Below are 14,934 nucleotides of genomic sequence, written 5' to 3' on the forward strand. Positions count from 1 at the left end.
GGATCTTACGGCCGAACGGGTTCATCGCGGTGGTCAGCGGGACTGGGTGGTGAGCGTTCAAGCAAGAGCTTCTCAACGTGGCTGAGTGGCAGAGGTTTTCCGAAGAAATATCCCTGAATTTCAGTACAACCATGCTCCCTCACTCGATCGAGCTGGTCGGTCGTTTCGACACCTTCTGCCGTGGTCGTAATGCCGAGACTTGATCCTAGATCGACCACCGCCTTCACGATGGCGGCGCAATCCTTGGACTCCCCAAGCTCACGGATGAACGATTGATCGATCTTGATCTTATCAAACGGGAAAAGCCTCAGATAACTCAAGGAAGAATATCCGGTGCCGAAGTCATCCATCGCGATCCGTACGCCAAGTCCCCTTATGTGGTGCAGGGTCGCCAAGGCCGTCTCACTGTCGGTGAGGAGGACGGATTCCGTGATTTCGAGTTCAAGCCGAAAGGCTGACAGGCCGGAATCGGCAAGGGCAGAAACAACCGTATGGGTAAGCGACGGGCTTCGGAACTGGAGTGGGGAAAGGTTTACCGCAACCCTCACATCCCCCGGCCAGTTTGCGGCATCCTTGCAGGCCCGGCGCAACACCCATTCGCCGAGCGGCACGATTAAGCCGGTTTCCTCTGCGAGCGGGATGAACTCGACGGGTGAAACCAAGCCCCGCTCAGGATGGTGCCAACGCAAGAGTGCCTCGAAACCGACGATCTCTTCGGTTCCTGCGTTGACCTGCGGCTGATAATAGATTTCGAACTGGTTGCGTGCGATAGCCTGCCGAAGATCGATTTCGAGTTTGCGCCGCTGCTGAATGCCGGCGTCCATAGCAGGCTCAAAGAAGCAATACGTGCTTCTGCCGTTCGATTTTGCCTTGTAGAGAGCGGTATCGGCATTCCTCAAAACACTATCGGCTGTGTCGCCGTCGTCAGGAGCGATCGCAATACCGATGCTGACGCCGATGTGAACAGGCTGCCCCTCTATGTCGAACATTTCGCCGATAGCGTCGACAAGTCTTTGCGCCAGGGCTGAGGCCGTTTCATTCGTTCGAGCGTCCTCGTGGAAGACGACGAATTCGTCACCGCCCAGCCGTGCGATGCTGTCGCCCTCAGCCAGGCAATTCTTCAGTCTGTCCGTCACTGCCTTCAGCAGAAGGTCGCCGACGGCATGACCCAACGTATCGTTCGCCTCTTTGAAGTGGTCGAGATCGAGGCATAGCAGCGCGCTGCGTTTTCCACCGCTACGAAAGGATAGTTCCTTTTCAAGCTTGTCACGCAAAAGCGTACGATTGGGCAAACCAGTCAACGGATCGTGACCAGCCATATGTTTTATCTGCTCTTCTGCACGCACGGGTTCGGTAACGTCTTCATGGGTCGCGACGTAGCCGCCGTTGTCCATTGGATTATGCGTGATTTTTATCACCCTGCCATCCATCAGAACTACATTTTCGCTGGCGGCGGAACCCTTTAGCGCGGCTTCGACGACGACATCGAAATATGCCTCCCGCTGAGCAGGCGCGTTTCCGGCCGTTTGCCGATAGTCGAGGATTTGCCAAAGAGGCGTCCCAGGCCGCGTCAACGATTCGGGCAGCTCGTACAAGCGGCAATAGGCTGCGTTGCAAAGTAAAAGTTTTTTCTCGGCATCGAACATGCACAGTCCGTGCGGCATGTTTGCCAGCGCCGCATCGAAGCGCCGGTTCTGATCGGCCAGATCCTTTTTTATGCTGGCGAGCGCGGATATGTCATCACAGCCGATCAACCATCCCCCGTCATCCACTGGCGTGGAGGTCAGTGAAACGATCCGGCCACTGACTGAGATCTCCTGACGCAACAAGGTCGAACGCGTGAGGACGTGCGTCAGCCAGCTCTCCTGATTGTTGTCGGATTGCTGCGACTGACCAAGGATCGGAATCTGCGCAGCCATCCTTGTCGCACTGACACCGAATTCGATAGCGCCTTTGGGGGCCCGCAAGAGTTTCCCCATCTGATCGTTGAATATCACAACGCGCAAGTCTGCATCCAGCAGCATGACGCCCTGCTGCATGTTCTCCAGAATACGGAAGGAACTGAGCATATTCCACCTTTGCACTAGGCGACGATACACGCAACTGTAGAGTGCGCTCGAGGCGATCACAATGCTTTCCTTCCAGGTTCCTCAACCAGATCACATCGGCGGTCGCCTCTGCGCGCGGGAATGGCCGACGGCGATACGGTGGGCGCGGGAGCGCCCGGACCGTTAGTGCCGTCTCGCCGGGTGCCGATCAGTTCGTCCGTTTCCAAGTCAGGCCTCGTTACGCAACAACTGACAGAAGCATTAGGCGTGGCCATCATCCGCACACCGCCACGGTTCCAAAGACAACGCTTGAAAGCCCGGCTATTGGCCGTCGATTGTCGCCAGGAGAATGATGGTGGCCACCGGACACCGTTCGAGAGCGGCGTAGTGACGCTTGATCGATACTCCCGCACTCCGTGCGGGGCAGGATGCGCGCAAAAACAGGGCGCCGCCGTTTGTGCTGGTGCTGTCCGGCGTTGAACCCTGCGGTCTGATCTCGCTTCCGTAGGCATCAGCGCTCGGGGACGCGCCAAATGTTGTTTTTAATCATGCGCAGTGATAGTATTCGCCAGCGGCGCCAAACTTTTTCAGCGCGGGCTGCATGTTTTGTCTGTGAGTTGCTTCTGATCAAGCAGAAGAATATCTCGCGCTTGAGGGACATACTCAGAAGCATATTTTCGTCCGACGCCAACTCAATGGCGCCTCCGCCGGTCTATCTTGAACGTGAACGGAAATACTTGGAGGAAAAAATGACCAAGTGCACGATAAGTCTTACTCTCTTAGGCTGCCTTGCGTTGTCTGGCTGCCAGTCTGCTGCAACATCGCAAGGAGGACGCAGTAGCGAGTTCGGCTGCATCGCCGGTACGGTCGGCGGCGCGGTCGTCGGCGGTCTGCTCGGCGCGACCATTGGCTCGGGAACCGGGCAATTGTGGGCTGTTGGCGGCGGAGCTACGCTGGGCGCTGCGGGCGGCAGTGCCTTGACCTGCTACTGATGCGAAGGGCCGGGATGATGAAAAGAGTAGTCCTACTGACAGGATTCGTTTTTTTCACCGCCATTGCGGCGGCCGCGCAGAATCAGCCGATGGCCCTGAACCAGGGTCAAATGGATCGGCTGGATCGCGACAGGAACGGAGCGGTCGACCGATCCGAATATCAGGCCTTCATGACGACGGCTTTCGTGAGCCTCGACAAGAACAAGGACGGAAGCCTGAACTCCGACGAAGTTGCCCGAGTTCTGAATGCCCAGCAATTCGCCGCCATCGACGCCAACGGCGACGGCAAGGCCAGCCAGAACGAGTTCCTGAACAGGGTGATGGCGGACTTCAAGACCGCCGACCGCGGCGGTGACGGACGCCTGCAGTAGTGCAAGACGCAGCAGCGATCCGAGCCGCCTTGGCGGCGCGCTTCTGCTCGTCTCTTCTCTACTCGGTGACGATGCCAGGTTCGTTCGTCCCGCTGAATTGCCGGCAGGCTTCCCTCAGGTGACCCTCACATAGCTTACTATGCTGGTCTCCTGAGGCTCAAGCATGTGGCAGTGGGGCCGTCCAGTTGCCCGGACTGTCGGCGACGAAGGCGATGCGGGCGCTGGCGTTCGGGAACAGCATCGCCTCGCGCGCACCGGTTATGGCTCAGCGAGGACGTTCAGCGTCGCATGAACTGCGGCTTGGCACCACCCCAATATGGCGAGATATAGGTTCGTGAGCCGAGACGCTCTTTGCAGATCGTCTCCACAAGCTGCTGCAGGTCCTTCACGCGCGCGACGAGCTAGCGGGCGGGCGGCCATTACCAGCCGCAAAGTGGGCAAGGGCAGTGCCATCTACATTGGCACATATCTTACGGGATCCCTGGTCGAAGGCCTGGCTGACCAGCTCTTCGCACACACCGGTATTGCGCCGCTGGTCGCCAACCTTCCCGCGAATGTGGAAGTGACGGTCCGCGAAGCTGCCGGCAGGAAACTCCTGTTCGTGCTCAATACGGAGGAAGACACAGTCGAGGTCTCGTCGCTGCCGACCGGCGTCGACTTGCTCACCGGCAAGAGGTGAACGGTTGCCTTTCACTTGGGCCGCATGAAAGTGCGGTCATTCGCTTTTGAGCAATTCACGTCTGGCCAGGACGTGCCGGCAAAGATGCATGGCAGCGACAGATTGTTAGGCGGCGCGGATCAATCCGGCTGGTTCATTGCGTCCCGCAGGGTATCGTTGATGCGATCCTGCCAACCCGGACCCTCTGCCTGGAAATATGCCAGAACGTCACTATCGATCTTGATCGAAACCTGTTCTTTTGTGTTCGGGATCGCGGGCCGCTCGACTGCTGGCGCTGCTACCTTCTTGGCCGGCTTGAAAAGCGCTTCTGCCGCGTCAAGAGGATTGACGGATCGACGAGGTGGGCGGTTCATGTTCATCTCCATTGTTCGGACGAGGGATATATCCTCCGCCGGTCTTCGTTGGTCGGGTTGCCGGTCGCCAGCACTCTCGTTCTCACCCGGTGATCTGTCTCGGTTGCCTCGAAGCAGGTGACATATCAAAGCGGTTTGACCTTCGCCACTTGAAAGCGCCCCTCAAGCGCCACATTTGTCGTCCACAACCCCTATTAACGGAGCCTTGTTATTGGGGTTGAAAGGCCGCTCTCCGAAAAGATCAGGTGCGCTTTCCAATTTCGCGGCTATCGCCAATGCCGTGCTGCAATTGCAATTGCCCTATTGAATACCCATATTTTCAAAGTGTTCCCCAATTTCAACCAAAGGCTTTGGTTTCGTCTGGCGTCTTTTTCAGCCGTCCGCGAGTTGGCGACCGCCTGCCCTCCGGGTATCCCGTGACGGGCAACCCCGCAACAACTGATGATGCCTACCCATTGGGTCGGCAAAGGAAATCTATTGGACAATACACATACCGCCGCCGCGCCCGTGGTGGTGAAGCTCCGTGAGCGCGGTGAGGCCGTAGTGCGGCCCGACAAGAGCTGGAAGCCGTATCCCTGCCTCCTCACACGCCGTGAGCTGCAGGAATTGATCGCCAATCAGCTCGGCTGAGCGGCAACGCCAACAATAAAAGAACAAGGAGAACAGAATGCAGGTACTCGTCAGAGACAATAATGTCGACCAGGCCCTAAGGGTTCTGAAGAAGAAAATGCAGCGCGAAGGTCTGTTTCGGGAAATGAAGGAGCGGCGCGCCTATGAGAAGCCATCCGAACGCCGCGTTCGTGAAAAGGCGCAGGCCATCAGCCGCCATCGAAAGGCCGCTCGCAAGCGGCTTCAGCGTGAAGGATTGATCGCGGGGCCAAAGCGCACGGCCCCCGCTCGATAGCCCCGAATGCCGCCGGTACGCCGCGCGTGGCCGATCGGATTCCTACGAAAAGGATGGACGAATGGAAGAGCTAGACAGCATAACGATTTCCGAAGAGCGCCTCGAGGATTGCCGTGACGTCATAGAGCCGGAGTTGCAGGATCTGATTCAGAGCGCGCTTAAATCAGGCTTCTCGCGTGAAGAAATCCTGATCGCCGTTAGCGAACTGGTCGCCGAAGACTTCGCGACGGTGATGAAAACTCCCAGCGTCCATTGAGGCTATCGGAGGGGTCAATTCCTCGCCTCGCTTGAAAGGCGACGACCGGCAGAGCTTTTCGAACCCTTCCGTCTACCACTCTCTGTAAGGGGATGACATTACAGGCACCGGTCAAGATTCAGCCAGTTTGGGAGGGTTGCTTTCAACCATGTAACCTCCTGCGCTTTCACGGCGCACTGTAGGAGCCGCAAAGGATGACCCTGAGAGCCTTGCCGGCCGCCTTCTTTCCGGACAGCCTGGTGGCACGGAACTGCTCGACCTCGAAAAACAGGATCTGCAGAACACGGGCAAGCTCTCGGCGCTTCTTGTCGGCAGATTGTTCGAGATGGTCTGTCGGGGTCACTGCCGCGTCAAAGCCTTCGGTGGGAGTCGTATCCATCGTAGCGGCTCGTCGGTTGTTGCGCATATAAACTCATTACGCGCACATTTATGGACGGCAACCAGTTTTAGCTGGACAGAAAGAGCGCCAAACGAAGGGAGGTCGAACCAGCGCGCTGTTTTAAAATAGGAGTTCCGCTGGCGAATTCGTGTCCCCGAGCTAATGCAAAAGGCTGAATTGCAATCAGGTGCGATCGGTCGCCTCATTAAGATGGGGAATCTTGAACTTCATTGCCAAGGCGGGTCTGCTTACGGTCCGCTTGCGCGGCATTGTGGCGGTTTCAGACATGCGCCTGATTGTTGTGAATGACGTTTCCGTTGTCCGGGGTGGTGCCACGAAAGTAGCGATCCAGTGTCTGCAGGCCTGTGTCCGGGCCGTCGTCGATTGCACTTTCTTCGTTGGCGATGACGGGGCCGGCCTGAAGGAGTACGGTCTGCACATCCCCACTGTCGCGCTTGGCGAGAAGCCGCTTCGAGACGGGCCAGACATCACCAATATCTTCGACCGTCACTTTAACAAGAGGGCCTATGAGGCGCTGTCGAAGCTGCTGTGGGAATCGTCTGAGGAAACGGTCGTCCATGTGCACGGCTGGAATCAGATCCTCTCGCCATCCATCTTCCATGCGCTGGCAGAGAGTCGGGCGCGGGTGATCATCACGGCCCACGACTTTTTTCTGAACTGCCCGAATGGCGGCCGGCTCAACTACAAGAGCGGCGAAATCTGCCCCGTCAAACCGATGTCATTCGAGTGCCTGGCAACCAACTGCGATAAGCGCAACTATCTGCACAAGCTCTGGCGCTTCCGGCGTATGCTGGGGCAGATTGGCGTGGGCAACGCCTTCTGGGAGCGCATCGAGGTGATCCTCGTGCATGAGAAAATGGAGGCCTATCTGACCCCGGGTCCAATCGGGAACTTCCAGACCTTGCGCACACCCACCGAGCCTCTTACGTGGCGGCCGACGGAACCTTGGCGGCGCGAGTGCATCATGTTCCTCGGCCGCATGACCTGGGAAAAGGGCGTGCGTACGCTGGGCGAAGCGCTGCGCATGACCGGCGAGCCGGCAACCCTGATCGGCCGCGGGCCGCTTCTCGAAGAAATGCAGGTGACGCTTCCCCATTGCTGGGTACCCGGCTGGCTCGATGATGCAACCGTCTCCGAGCTTGCAGACCAGGCACGAATATTCGTGATGCCGTCTCGGATGCCGGAGCCTTATGGGCTGGTGGCCGCCGAGGCGATCATGAGCGGAATCCCGGTAATCATAAGCAGCAATGCCCTCATTGCTGAGGAAATTGAGGAAAACGGCGCAGGGCTCGTGTTCAAAAGCGGCGATGCCGCCTCACTGGCGGAAGCGCTATTGAAGGTCAAAAGCGACGGGCTTGTGCAAAAGCTTGCCGAAGGTGCCCGCGCCTTCGCCAACAAGATTGCGCCCAGCCGCCCAGAATGGGAACGCCGGATGATCGCGATCTATGCAGGGAAGACTGCATTTCTCGCTGCTTAGGAGGGATCATGACCCGTGAACTCGTGACTGACGGATGCGGCTTTGTCGGCCGGCATCTCTGCGGCCGGCTTTTGGCCGAGGGCTTCGATGTGGTCTGCGTCGATTTGATGAAACCGGGAACAGGTGCAAGGTGCGAGGAAGGGCAAGCCGTCCCGAGGGTATCCTTCCGCTGCGCCAAAGATCAGCCTGCAGGACGGCGTGCGGCGTTCGCTGGAGCATCATTACCGAAGGTGCGATATCGACTACTATCAGTACCATCTGTTTCAAGGTCGCGGCCATGGCGATAACCGGATTCGGCGAAATCGTTCTTCCGGGCACGGTGGGTAAGCTGATGTCGGTCGTGACGATGATGATCGCAGGCATTTCTCTTTTCGCGCGGCTTGCCTAGACCATCGTCCGTCCCGACAAAATCACTTTTCCGCGTATGCAATGCGGGCTGCAGCGCCACGAGGTCGACGTCATCCACTGCAGCTGGTTGCCCGCTTTCAACATGGAGTTCTTCTGCATGCTCAGCCGGCTAACCAGTCTCTTCGCCGCTGCTCCGCTTGTTGCGTTGCAAGCGCTCAGCAATCCCGCCGTCGCTCAAGAGCGGTGGTTGGCTGGTTTCTATCCGGGCTGGGAATATGAGTTTTATCCACCAGAACTCATTGATTTTTCGTCCCTCACTCACGTGGTGATGTTCTCAGTGGTTCCGGAAAATGACGGATCGCTTGATACGAGTTTCTTCATGGACTCGATGACTGGTCCTCGGATTGCGCAGGAGGTCGTTATGCGGGCGCACGCATCGGGTCGAAAGGCGCTCCTCGCAGTTGGCGGGGGCGGACTGGTCGACCGAATGCGCCAAGCCTCAAACGACGCCAACAGGCAACGCTTCGTGGCCAATCTCGTGGATTTGGTGAGGCGGTGGAATTACGACGGTCTCGACATCGATTGGGAACCTATAGAGCCAACGGACCGGGCAAATCTGGCGGCCCTGGCCAAGGCGCTTCGCGACCAGATGCCTGACAAATTATTAACGATCGACCTGAGCTGGAAGAATTCGAATTCTTCCGTTGAAAACCAGGAAGCTCGATTCTTGATGCAAATCGAGCCAATCTTCGATCGGCTGAACGTGATGACGTACGATATGGCTGATAACTGGGAGGATTGGCTGTCGTGGCACAATTCGCCGCTTTACGGTGACTCCAACAGCACTCCTGCTTCGGTCGCCAGCAGCATCAAGGCCTATATTGGAGTGGGCATCCCCGCCGGGAAGCTTGGTCTCGGCGTGGCATTCTACGGGAGTTGCTGGAACGCGCCGGTTTCGGCTCCGCGGCAGGCTGCTGGAACCGCCCAAGTGATCGCCGGCGATCAAGACATGAGCTATAGGAATATCATGACGTACTATTACGACCCTAGCTACGCCGAGTACGACACAACCGCTCAGGCGCCGTATCTGTCTCCATCGAAGGAGATCGGCCCGTTCGGATGTACGTTCGTTTCATACGAGGACGAGCGTTCTATCGCGGCCAAGGGGGAATTCGCCCGGCAGAATGGCCTGGGTGGGGCAATCATCTGGTCTCTGGGTGAGGGATACATGCCGACGGCGACAAACCCGAGCGGCCTTCTGCAGGCCGCTCGGAAGGCGATTCTCGATTGAGCTGAAGGACAATCTCGGTGCTGGCGGTTCCCCCACTTGCGAGGAGTGAGACCGGTTGAGAAGACCGGGCGAAGCGCTCGGGGGCGCTTCGATCGCCTCAACAGGTTCTCAACCATTTCGGCAGGCCGCGCCAGCGCGGCGGCAGCGCTTGCAGAGTGCTGGCGACAAGCCCGGGAAAGAACACGGCGACGATCCCGATGTAAAGTGCAAGCGATGTTGCGAACGAGGTCACGCTGAACCAGTCGGAGACGAGCGCGCGCCGAAACAGAAAGAGCACTGCAAGCGACACCTCCACCATGGCCACAAGGGCGATCGCCTCGCGGATCAGCTGTGCGTCGACGCGAGCGGATCGGGCAAGAGAGCGCGACCAAAGCATGCCGGCCCCCAGGCATATAGAGAGCACGAAGCCGAAGGATGCCAGCGCGACATCCCACAATGCCCCGATTGCAACCAAGGCTATGCCCGCCAGCAACTGGACCGCAGAACACTGGAGCACCGTTCCGGCTTGCTGGGTGGCAATCATGAAGGAAGGCACGGAAGCTACGAGGGCCAGGACGGGCAAGGCTAGCGCGAAAATCATCATGATGTCGGCCACCTGGATCCAAGCAGACCCCAAGGCAATGCCGACGATCTGGGCTGAGAAAATGGAAAATCCGAACGCCGGGACGCAGAACAGCACGAGGCTTGCAAGCGAGATATTCAGTATAAAGCTCTCGAGCTTTTGGGGGTCGCCGGACATTCGGGCGAATATCGGAAGGAGGCCTGCCGAAATCGGATAGAACAGCACGCTCGTCACCAGATCGAGGAGCGCCTTCGCCGAGCGGAACATGCCCGCAGCAGCCGGTCCGGCAAGGAGCCCTAGCGTGACTTCCGGCAGGCGTTGGCCTGCCGCATCGAGCACGAGCCGACCCATCAGCTTGGCGACGCTCGAGGAAGCGCTCTGCCAGTCCGACTTGGAAAAGCGGGATCTCGGAAAGGCCGGCAGGGCGGCCAAGCACACGACGGACCCCGTCGCCGCCGTGAGAATGGTCTGCGCAATGATGCTCCAGGCTCCGCCGCCGAAATAGGCAAGGGCGATCGACAGCGCACCTCCCGTGAGGATCGCCAAGGGACGCCGGATCGCCAGCACCGAAAAGGCAAATTTTCTAGCAAGCAGCCCCTCTGAGACCAGTCCGATCCCGGTCAGTGCTGGAGCGAGCGCCGAAGCCCGCATCAGATCGTCGATCAAGGGATCGCCGACGGCGGATGATAGGATCGGTGCGGCTGCGACGATGAGCATCGCCATCAGCAGGCTGCTACCGATCGCGCAGACAAAACACGCGCTCAGATAACCCGGCCCGGCATCCTCCCGCTGTATGACGGTCTGCGTGACCCCCTGCAATGCATGGTTCGCAATCAGCGCTGGAGCAACGGCCATGGCTGCCATGCCCAAGTCGGTCGGGCCGAGCAGTCTCGCCGTAATCAAGAAGACGCTGGCTTGAGTGGCCCGCTCAGCGCAGATTTGCACCAAAGACCACGCAGCACCCCGTATAGCGGTGGCGCGCATCTTATTGCTTGCAAGTTCTTGCGTGGCCGTTGATGCCTGCAGGTTTTGGATTTCGACGCCGGACTCGTTTCGGTTTTTGGGGCTCATTGGTAACCCGTTACCGCCGGGTTGCCGCTGAGGGTCCGGTCCGAAAGCGAGCCTGTCGTGTGGCGTGAGACCTTGATCACGTCTCCCGGTCTGACCGGGCTCGTTTCGGCCGTTACCTCCTCGACCAACTGTCCATCTCGCTCCCTGAGGATCGAATATGTAATCTCGATCTCTTCGTCGTGACCTGCAGCAGGCGCTCCGTCTATCTGCAATTGCTGGATCAAGTCCTCGGCGGTGCCAAGCTTGCCTGTCACGCTCTCGAGTTCGCCGTCCACCCCGTTGAGCTCGACAAGTAACTCACTGCCGTCCGCGTCCTGCAGTCGCCTTATTGAGGCCTCAGTGCTCGCGACGCGCTCACTAACCTTGAGCATTTCGGTCTGCACCTCTTTGCGCTTGCTGTCGACGGCCAAGGCGGTCCGCTCAAGCGCATATACACGTGCCGAAGGAACCAAGCCCTGGGATTCGAGCTTCCGCACCTGGACAAGTTCGCGGTCTACGCTGCTGCTCTGCGCGTTCTGGGTTTCGATCTGGTTCTGCAAAGTACTCATCTGCCCGCGGAGCAGTGAAAGCTGTTCGTTATAGTTACCTAACTCGCGAGCGCGTGTCTTGCGCCGCTGATCAAAAACGAGCTGCTCTCGCGTAATCACATCTTGGACATTCGGCTCGCTTGCGCGCAGTCTCAGTCTCGCGGGAAATTCGATTTTATCTTTGCCTCCGACTGTCGCTTCCAGCCGGGCGCGTCGAGCCTCAAGCCTGTTCCTTTGCGCCCTCAAGACGTTCAGTTCGCCATTGGCCTGAACCATATCGCGTTCGAAACGGCTCTCTCCTAACGCCGGGGCCCTTGCCATGCCACCTGCCACACTGAGCGCATGGATCACTCTCATGCCTGGCCTGAAGGGGTACTCTCCCGGTTTCTCGACCGCACCGATGATGTAGAATGGACGATGTTGCACTATTTCGACGGCCGTGACGGGAGGATTGACCAGCCGCACCTTCGCTTGAAACTGCGATGCGATCGAGGTCGCGAATTTGGAAGCGCTCATCCCGGCCGCCTTGATGTTGCCAAGCAGCGGTATCGCAACGTCGCCTGCCGCATCCACCGTGAATTCGCCATTCAACCGAGGTCGAATCTCGCCGCTCGCCGAAGAGATTTCCGTCACGCTGATCCTGAGTTTATCCTGGGAGCCTAGCGTATATTCATCCGATGCTTTGCCGGCTGTTGCTCCCGCCAAGAACAGAAGCACCAGCGCCAGCGCGCCATTTTGCGCCGCGCCTGGCACGTTAAGACGAGCCATGATCACACTCCCTCCACCGCTTCTGCCGGACCGCCTGCCCGCGCTAGCTCTTGGAAAATGCTGAGCTTGCCAGCGTTTGAACCAGAGCCCAGGCCACGTCGTGCGCACAAATACACTCTTTTCCATCATTCCATCAGCGTCATCTTCCGCCGGGCAACCTTGTTCAGCACGACTCCGAGTACCTTCAGCCGCTGCGGCTCGAGCATCTTCAATGCTAGGCCGAGAGCAGACCTGTCAGTTTTGTTCCACTCCGCCAGTATCACGAGATGATCCAAGAAACTGACCATCGCCAGGGCATCTCCGCATCTGGCCAATGCCGGCATGTCCACGCAAATCCAGTCGAAATCCTTACGATGAGTTGCGATCATGCGGCCGACCCAATCCGGTCGGTTCATGAGCTTCTCGTCCACAGCTGGCCCGAGCAGAGGAGCGAATTTCAGGGCAATGCCGGGAAGGCACCGGACTTCGGAGCTCTCGGCGTCAGCGTCCGACCCGTCCGACGACAAGTACGTCAGGGGGGCAAGCGTCTGGGTAAGCTGCCGGGTCTGAAAATCGGCATCGATGAGCAGGACCTTGTCGCCCGCGCGAGCGAGAAGCTGAGCGAAATTGGCGAGCAGCGTCGAACGACCTTCGGATCCACATGCAGACACAACGCCGACGACGATGGCCCGGTGGCCGCTGGCTGCAACCACCAACTGGGACCTGAGTAGGCGCAGCGCCTCGCAAAACAGGGAGGTCGGGAAGTCCGCCGCATAAGACAGTGCGGAGGACGATAGGGGCTTCCTGTTGGACCTTCGCAACCATCGAGGCAAGAGCCGCGAGAACGGATTGGGCCTCAACGCGCGCACCGATGGAACGAGTCCCAAGCATCGGATGGCAAGTTCGTCCTCAAGATCGCTCCTTCCCCCGACCGTGCGCTTCATCGCGACACGGGCGGCGGCGGTGCAGATTCCGAACCCCAATCCGGCAAAGAGGCCGAGCGCCAGCAGGACCGGCGTCTTCACGCCGGTGCGCTCCACGAGCGGACTTGCCGGCGTCAAGATACGGGCCAGGGGCGCACTCTCCCGCTCGGCCGCCTCCATCCTGAATTTCCACTGATGATCCACATAGGTTCTCGCAATGGCATTCGCGACACGCGCTGACTTCTCAGAGCTGCTTGCTGTGACTTCGATTTCGGCCACGTACGATCGCGCGGCCCGGCTGGCCCGCATCGCTGACCAAAGCTGTCTGGCGGCGATCTGCCGAAGTTCGTCATCAGGTCTCGCCTCCGCGCTTAACGGCGCGTCCTGTGTCGGCATCCGTGCCGCGAAGACCATTCGTTCAAGGCTCGACCGCCAAGCAGGCAACTTGGAGGAGAGGCCGGATTTGGCGGAAACGAATTCGGGATCTTTATCAAGTGCGAGCTCATCGACGACCTCCAGCAGCACGTCATTCGACTCGATAATCTTGATCTGTGTATCGATATAGGCGGAGTCCGCAGAGTCGCTGGGGACTTGCCCGTCAGACACTGGTAAGCGGTAGTCGAGAAGAATGACCGCTCGCGCCCGATACGTCGGCTCGGCACGCATGGCGTAGGTTCCCGTCAGTGACATACCTATGACGGCCCAAAGTGCGAGCCAAAGCCAGTTCGCCGATAAGAACGACAGAATAGGACCAAGGAGGAGCGGGCGCGGACCATCATCTGAGGTCAACGCCGAGACCTTCGACCAACGTGCTGCTTGGTGATGTTCATAACGCATAAACTTACCCATGATACAGATGAGGACGGCTGTTACTTCTTTCGTTCGCTATTTCCTCTGAAACTATCGTGCTCAAGATCTTTGCCCCATTGTCGATCGTATAGGGGGCGATGCTGGCTTCGCCCTTTTCGCGGAGGAATGCTATTTCGGCCTGGGACAGGGAAAGAAGCGTTCTCAGGCAGTCTTCTATGTCGCGAACTCGGGGCTCGAAGACGAGACGCGGATCGATCGATCGGGCTAATTCTGCGCTGCCGCACGCTGTGCTGACCGCACATAGGCATCCGCGTTGCAGGGCCTCGTTGACGACCAGTCCCCACGGGTCTGCCAATGACGGAAGGACCATCACGTCGATCGAGCGATAGAATTCCTCCCGCAGCTCGCCGTCAACGTAGCCCCACCATCGAATTCGTTCTGCCGTTCCGACGGACATCGGAGCCATTCCGGCCATATGAAGCGACACGTCGGCTTCTCCCAGTGCCGCGAATGCCTCGATGAGTGCCGTCACGTTCTTTCGATTCGAGCCCGCTCCGATATAGCCGAACGATCTGATCGGGCCGCTCCGCCGAACCAAGGGGCCGCTGGCGTCGGGCACAACACAGATCATTCGCTTGGTGGGGATGTTGGTCGGCAAACTGCGCAGGTATGCCTTGGTCATGTCGGAAAAAACGATCGCTGTGTCGCAAATTGAACACAATATCTTTGAACAAATTCGCTGATAGAGTTGTTTGACGCGTGGCTTGAAATGATCTGGAATGTGTTTTTCCCAAAGCAGTAAACGCTTTCCTTCCAATTTTAGAACGAAGGCCCAAAAGAGCATGCACAGGTTCGTTGGATTGTTGTCCAATAGGACGACGGTCTGCGGTTCCGGTCGAAGCCAGAAGAAAACAAGTGGACCGACGGTAAAACTGGGACACCTGATGACTGTGTACGTGGTCTTATGACAGGCGCCGCCCCATCTTCGCCCCTCGTCCTCCGGGCTCTGCAGATAAAAGACTATCAGGTCCGTGCCTGAACGCGCCATTTGCTCAAAGATGGCATGCTGGTGTGGCGAATAGTAGTTCTGCACAAAGGCAATCGTCCCACTCGCCTTATCCGGCTGTTTGCTTGCTGCCCTCTTGAAGAGGACTTTCTGAGCGTCCGTCATGGTA

At 58.5% G+C, this 14,934-nt stretch carries 15 protein-coding genes; 8 read left to right on the plus strand and 7 right to left on the minus strand.

All coding sequences use genetic code 11. The features are described from left to right. Positions 1-5 precede the first annotated feature (5 nt). The gene (locus tag ACZ9BX_RS27830) at positions 6-2,069 is read right to left on the minus strand and encodes a putative bifunctional diguanylate cyclase/phosphodiesterase (protein ID WP_476221397.1); all 2,064 of its coding nucleotides are present in this window, start codon (positions 2,067-2,069) and stop codon (positions 6-8) included. 728 nt (positions 2,070-2,797) lie between these two features. On the opposite strand from ACZ9BX_RS27830, the gene ACZ9BX_RS27835 reads away from it, so the two are divergent. From ACZ9BX_RS27835 to ACZ9BX_RS27845, 3 genes are all read left to right on the plus strand, one after another. Then, positions 2,798-3,040 carry a glycine zipper 2TM domain-containing protein gene (locus tag ACZ9BX_RS27835; protein ID WP_132564950.1) on the plus strand — a complete coding sequence of 81 codons (243 nt, stop codon included), beginning with the start codon at positions 2,798-2,800 and terminating at the stop codon, positions 3,038-3,040. 17 nt (positions 3,041-3,057) lie between these two features. Then, positions 3,058-3,411, plus strand: coding sequence for an EF-hand domain-containing protein (locus tag ACZ9BX_RS27840; protein WP_476223065.1), 354 nt, complete (start codon positions 3,058-3,060; stop codon positions 3,409-3,411). Between the two features lie 433 nt (positions 3,412-3,844). After that, complete coding sequence (locus ACZ9BX_RS27845) at positions 3,845-4,090, plus strand: hypothetical protein (RefSeq protein ID WP_476221399.1); 246 nt, start codon at positions 3,845-3,847, stop codon at positions 4,088-4,090. A 119-nt stretch (positions 4,091-4,209) separates the two neighbouring features. On the opposite strand, the gene ACZ9BX_RS27850 is transcribed toward ACZ9BX_RS27845, so the two are convergent. Beyond that, entirely contained in the window at positions 4,210-4,443 is a 234-nt protein-coding gene (locus ACZ9BX_RS27850) for a BrnA antitoxin family protein (RefSeq protein ID WP_476221401.1), read from the minus strand. Between the two features lie 477 nt (positions 4,444-4,920). Here ACZ9BX_RS27850 and ACZ9BX_RS27855 point away from each other — a divergent pair, with 477 nt between their 5' ends. The 3 genes from ACZ9BX_RS27855 (at position 4,921) to ACZ9BX_RS27865 (ending at position 5,603) form a co-directional block, all read left to right on the plus strand. After that, a complete protein-coding gene (locus ACZ9BX_RS27855) occupies positions 4,921-5,073 on the plus strand; it encodes a hypothetical protein (protein ID WP_165928240.1) in 153 nt (50 codons plus the stop codon). Positions 5,074-5,110: 37 nt separating this feature from the next. Continuing rightward, on the plus strand, positions 5,111-5,347 hold the full coding sequence (gene rpsU / locus ACZ9BX_RS27860) for a 30S ribosomal protein S21 (RefSeq protein WP_476221403.1): 237 nt from the start codon (positions 5,111-5,113) through the stop codon (positions 5,345-5,347). A gap of 61 nt (positions 5,348-5,408) precedes the next feature. After that, on the plus strand, positions 5,409-5,603 hold the full coding sequence (locus tag ACZ9BX_RS27865) for a hypothetical protein (protein WP_027511162.1): 195 nt from the start codon (positions 5,409-5,411) through the stop codon (positions 5,601-5,603). A 166-nt stretch (positions 5,604-5,769) separates the two neighbouring features. On the opposite strand, the gene ACZ9BX_RS27870 is transcribed toward ACZ9BX_RS27865, so the two are convergent. Beyond that, positions 5,770-5,982: a hypothetical protein gene (locus tag ACZ9BX_RS27870; protein WP_476221405.1), complete on the minus strand. Its 213-nt coding sequence runs from the start codon at positions 5,980-5,982 to the stop codon at positions 5,770-5,772. A 220-nt stretch (positions 5,983-6,202) separates the two neighbouring features. Between ACZ9BX_RS27870 and ACZ9BX_RS27875 the strand changes: the two genes are divergently transcribed. Then, positions 6,203-7,480, plus strand: coding sequence for a glycosyltransferase family 4 protein (locus tag ACZ9BX_RS27875; RefSeq protein WP_476221406.1), 1,278 nt, complete (start codon positions 6,203-6,205; stop codon positions 7,478-7,480). Positions 7,481-7,985: 505 nt separating this feature from the next. Beyond that, positions 7,986-9,119, plus strand: a complete 1,134-nt coding sequence (locus tag ACZ9BX_RS27880) for a glycoside hydrolase family 18 protein (protein WP_476221407.1) — start codon at positions 7,986-7,988, stop codon at positions 9,117-9,119. Between the two features lie 97 nt (positions 9,120-9,216). Here ACZ9BX_RS27880 and ACZ9BX_RS27885 read toward each other — a convergent pair whose 3' ends face one another. The 4 genes from ACZ9BX_RS27885 to ACZ9BX_RS27900 are packed head-to-tail and all read right to left on the minus strand — an operon-like array spanning position 9,217 to position 14,930. After that, positions 9,217-10,752 carry an oligosaccharide flippase family protein gene (locus ACZ9BX_RS27885; protein WP_476221409.1) on the minus strand — a complete coding sequence of 512 codons (1,536 nt, stop codon included), beginning with the start codon at positions 10,750-10,752 and terminating at the stop codon, positions 9,217-9,219. Beyond that, positions 10,749-12,176: a polysaccharide biosynthesis/export family protein gene (locus ACZ9BX_RS27890; protein ID WP_476221410.1), complete on the minus strand. Its 1,428-nt coding sequence runs from the start codon at positions 12,174-12,176 to the stop codon at positions 10,749-10,751. Before ACZ9BX_RS27890 ends, ACZ9BX_RS27885 begins: the two co-directional genes overlap by 4 nt. Continuing rightward, a complete protein-coding gene (locus ACZ9BX_RS27895) occupies positions 12,173-13,798 on the minus strand; it encodes a CpsD/CapB family tyrosine-protein kinase (RefSeq protein ID WP_476221411.1) in 1,626 nt (541 codons plus the stop codon). Before ACZ9BX_RS27895 ends, ACZ9BX_RS27890 begins: the two co-directional genes overlap by 4 nt. Next, positions 13,791-14,930, minus strand: a complete 1,140-nt coding sequence (locus tag ACZ9BX_RS27900; protein ID WP_476221412.1) for a glycosyltransferase family 4 protein — start codon at positions 14,928-14,930, stop codon at positions 13,791-13,793. Before ACZ9BX_RS27900 ends, ACZ9BX_RS27895 begins: the two co-directional genes overlap by 8 nt. Positions 14,931-14,934: the final 4 nt, after the last annotated feature.

The sequence above is a fragment of the Rhizobium sp. USDA 3886 genome (genome assembly GCF_056279785.1).

What these genes read in the sequence shown, in the direction of transcription:
- ACZ9BX_RS27895 (WP_476221411.1), bottom strand. Translation starts at nt 13,798, where the DNA reads ATGGGTAAGTTTATGCGTTATGAACATCACCAAGCAGCACGTTGGTCG.
- ACZ9BX_RS27880 (WP_476221407.1), top strand. Translation starts at nt 7,986, where the DNA reads ATGCTCAGCCGGCTAACCAGTCTCTTCGCCGCTGCTCCGCTTGTTGCG.
- ACZ9BX_RS27850 (WP_476221401.1), bottom strand. Translation starts at nt 4,443, where the DNA reads ATGAACCGCCCACCTCGTCGATCCGTCAATCCTCTTGACGCGGCAGAA.
- ACZ9BX_RS27835 (WP_132564950.1), top strand. Translation starts at nt 2,798, where the DNA reads ATGACCAAGTGCACGATAAGTCTTACTCTCTTAGGCTGCCTTGCGTTG.
- ACZ9BX_RS27885 (WP_476221409.1), bottom strand. Translation starts at nt 10,752, where the DNA reads ATGAGCCCCAAAAACCGAAACGAGTCCGGCGTCGAAATCCAAAACCTG.
- ACZ9BX_RS27830 (WP_476221397.1), bottom strand. Translation starts at nt 2,069, where the DNA reads ATGCTCAGTTCCTTCCGTATTCTGGAGAACATGCAGCAGGGCGTCATG.
- ACZ9BX_RS27840 (WP_476223065.1), top strand. Translation starts at nt 3,058, where the DNA reads ATGAAAAGAGTAGTCCTACTGACAGGATTCGTTTTTTTCACCGCCATT.
- rpsU (WP_476221403.1), top strand. Translation starts at nt 5,111, where the DNA reads ATGCAGGTACTCGTCAGAGACAATAATGTCGACCAGGCCCTAAGGGTT.
- ACZ9BX_RS27890 (WP_476221410.1), bottom strand. Translation starts at nt 12,176, where the DNA reads ATGATGGAAAAGAGTGTATTTGTGCGCACGACGTGGCCTGGGCTCTGG.
- ACZ9BX_RS27900 (WP_476221412.1), bottom strand. Translation starts at nt 14,930, where the DNA reads ATGACGGACGCTCAGAAAGTCCTCTTCAAGAGGGCAGCAAGCAAACAG.
- ACZ9BX_RS27870 (WP_476221405.1), bottom strand. Translation starts at nt 5,982, where the DNA reads ATGGATACGACTCCCACCGAAGGCTTTGACGCGGCAGTGACCCCGACA.
- ACZ9BX_RS27865 (WP_027511162.1), top strand. Translation starts at nt 5,409, where the DNA reads ATGGAAGAGCTAGACAGCATAACGATTTCCGAAGAGCGCCTCGAGGAT.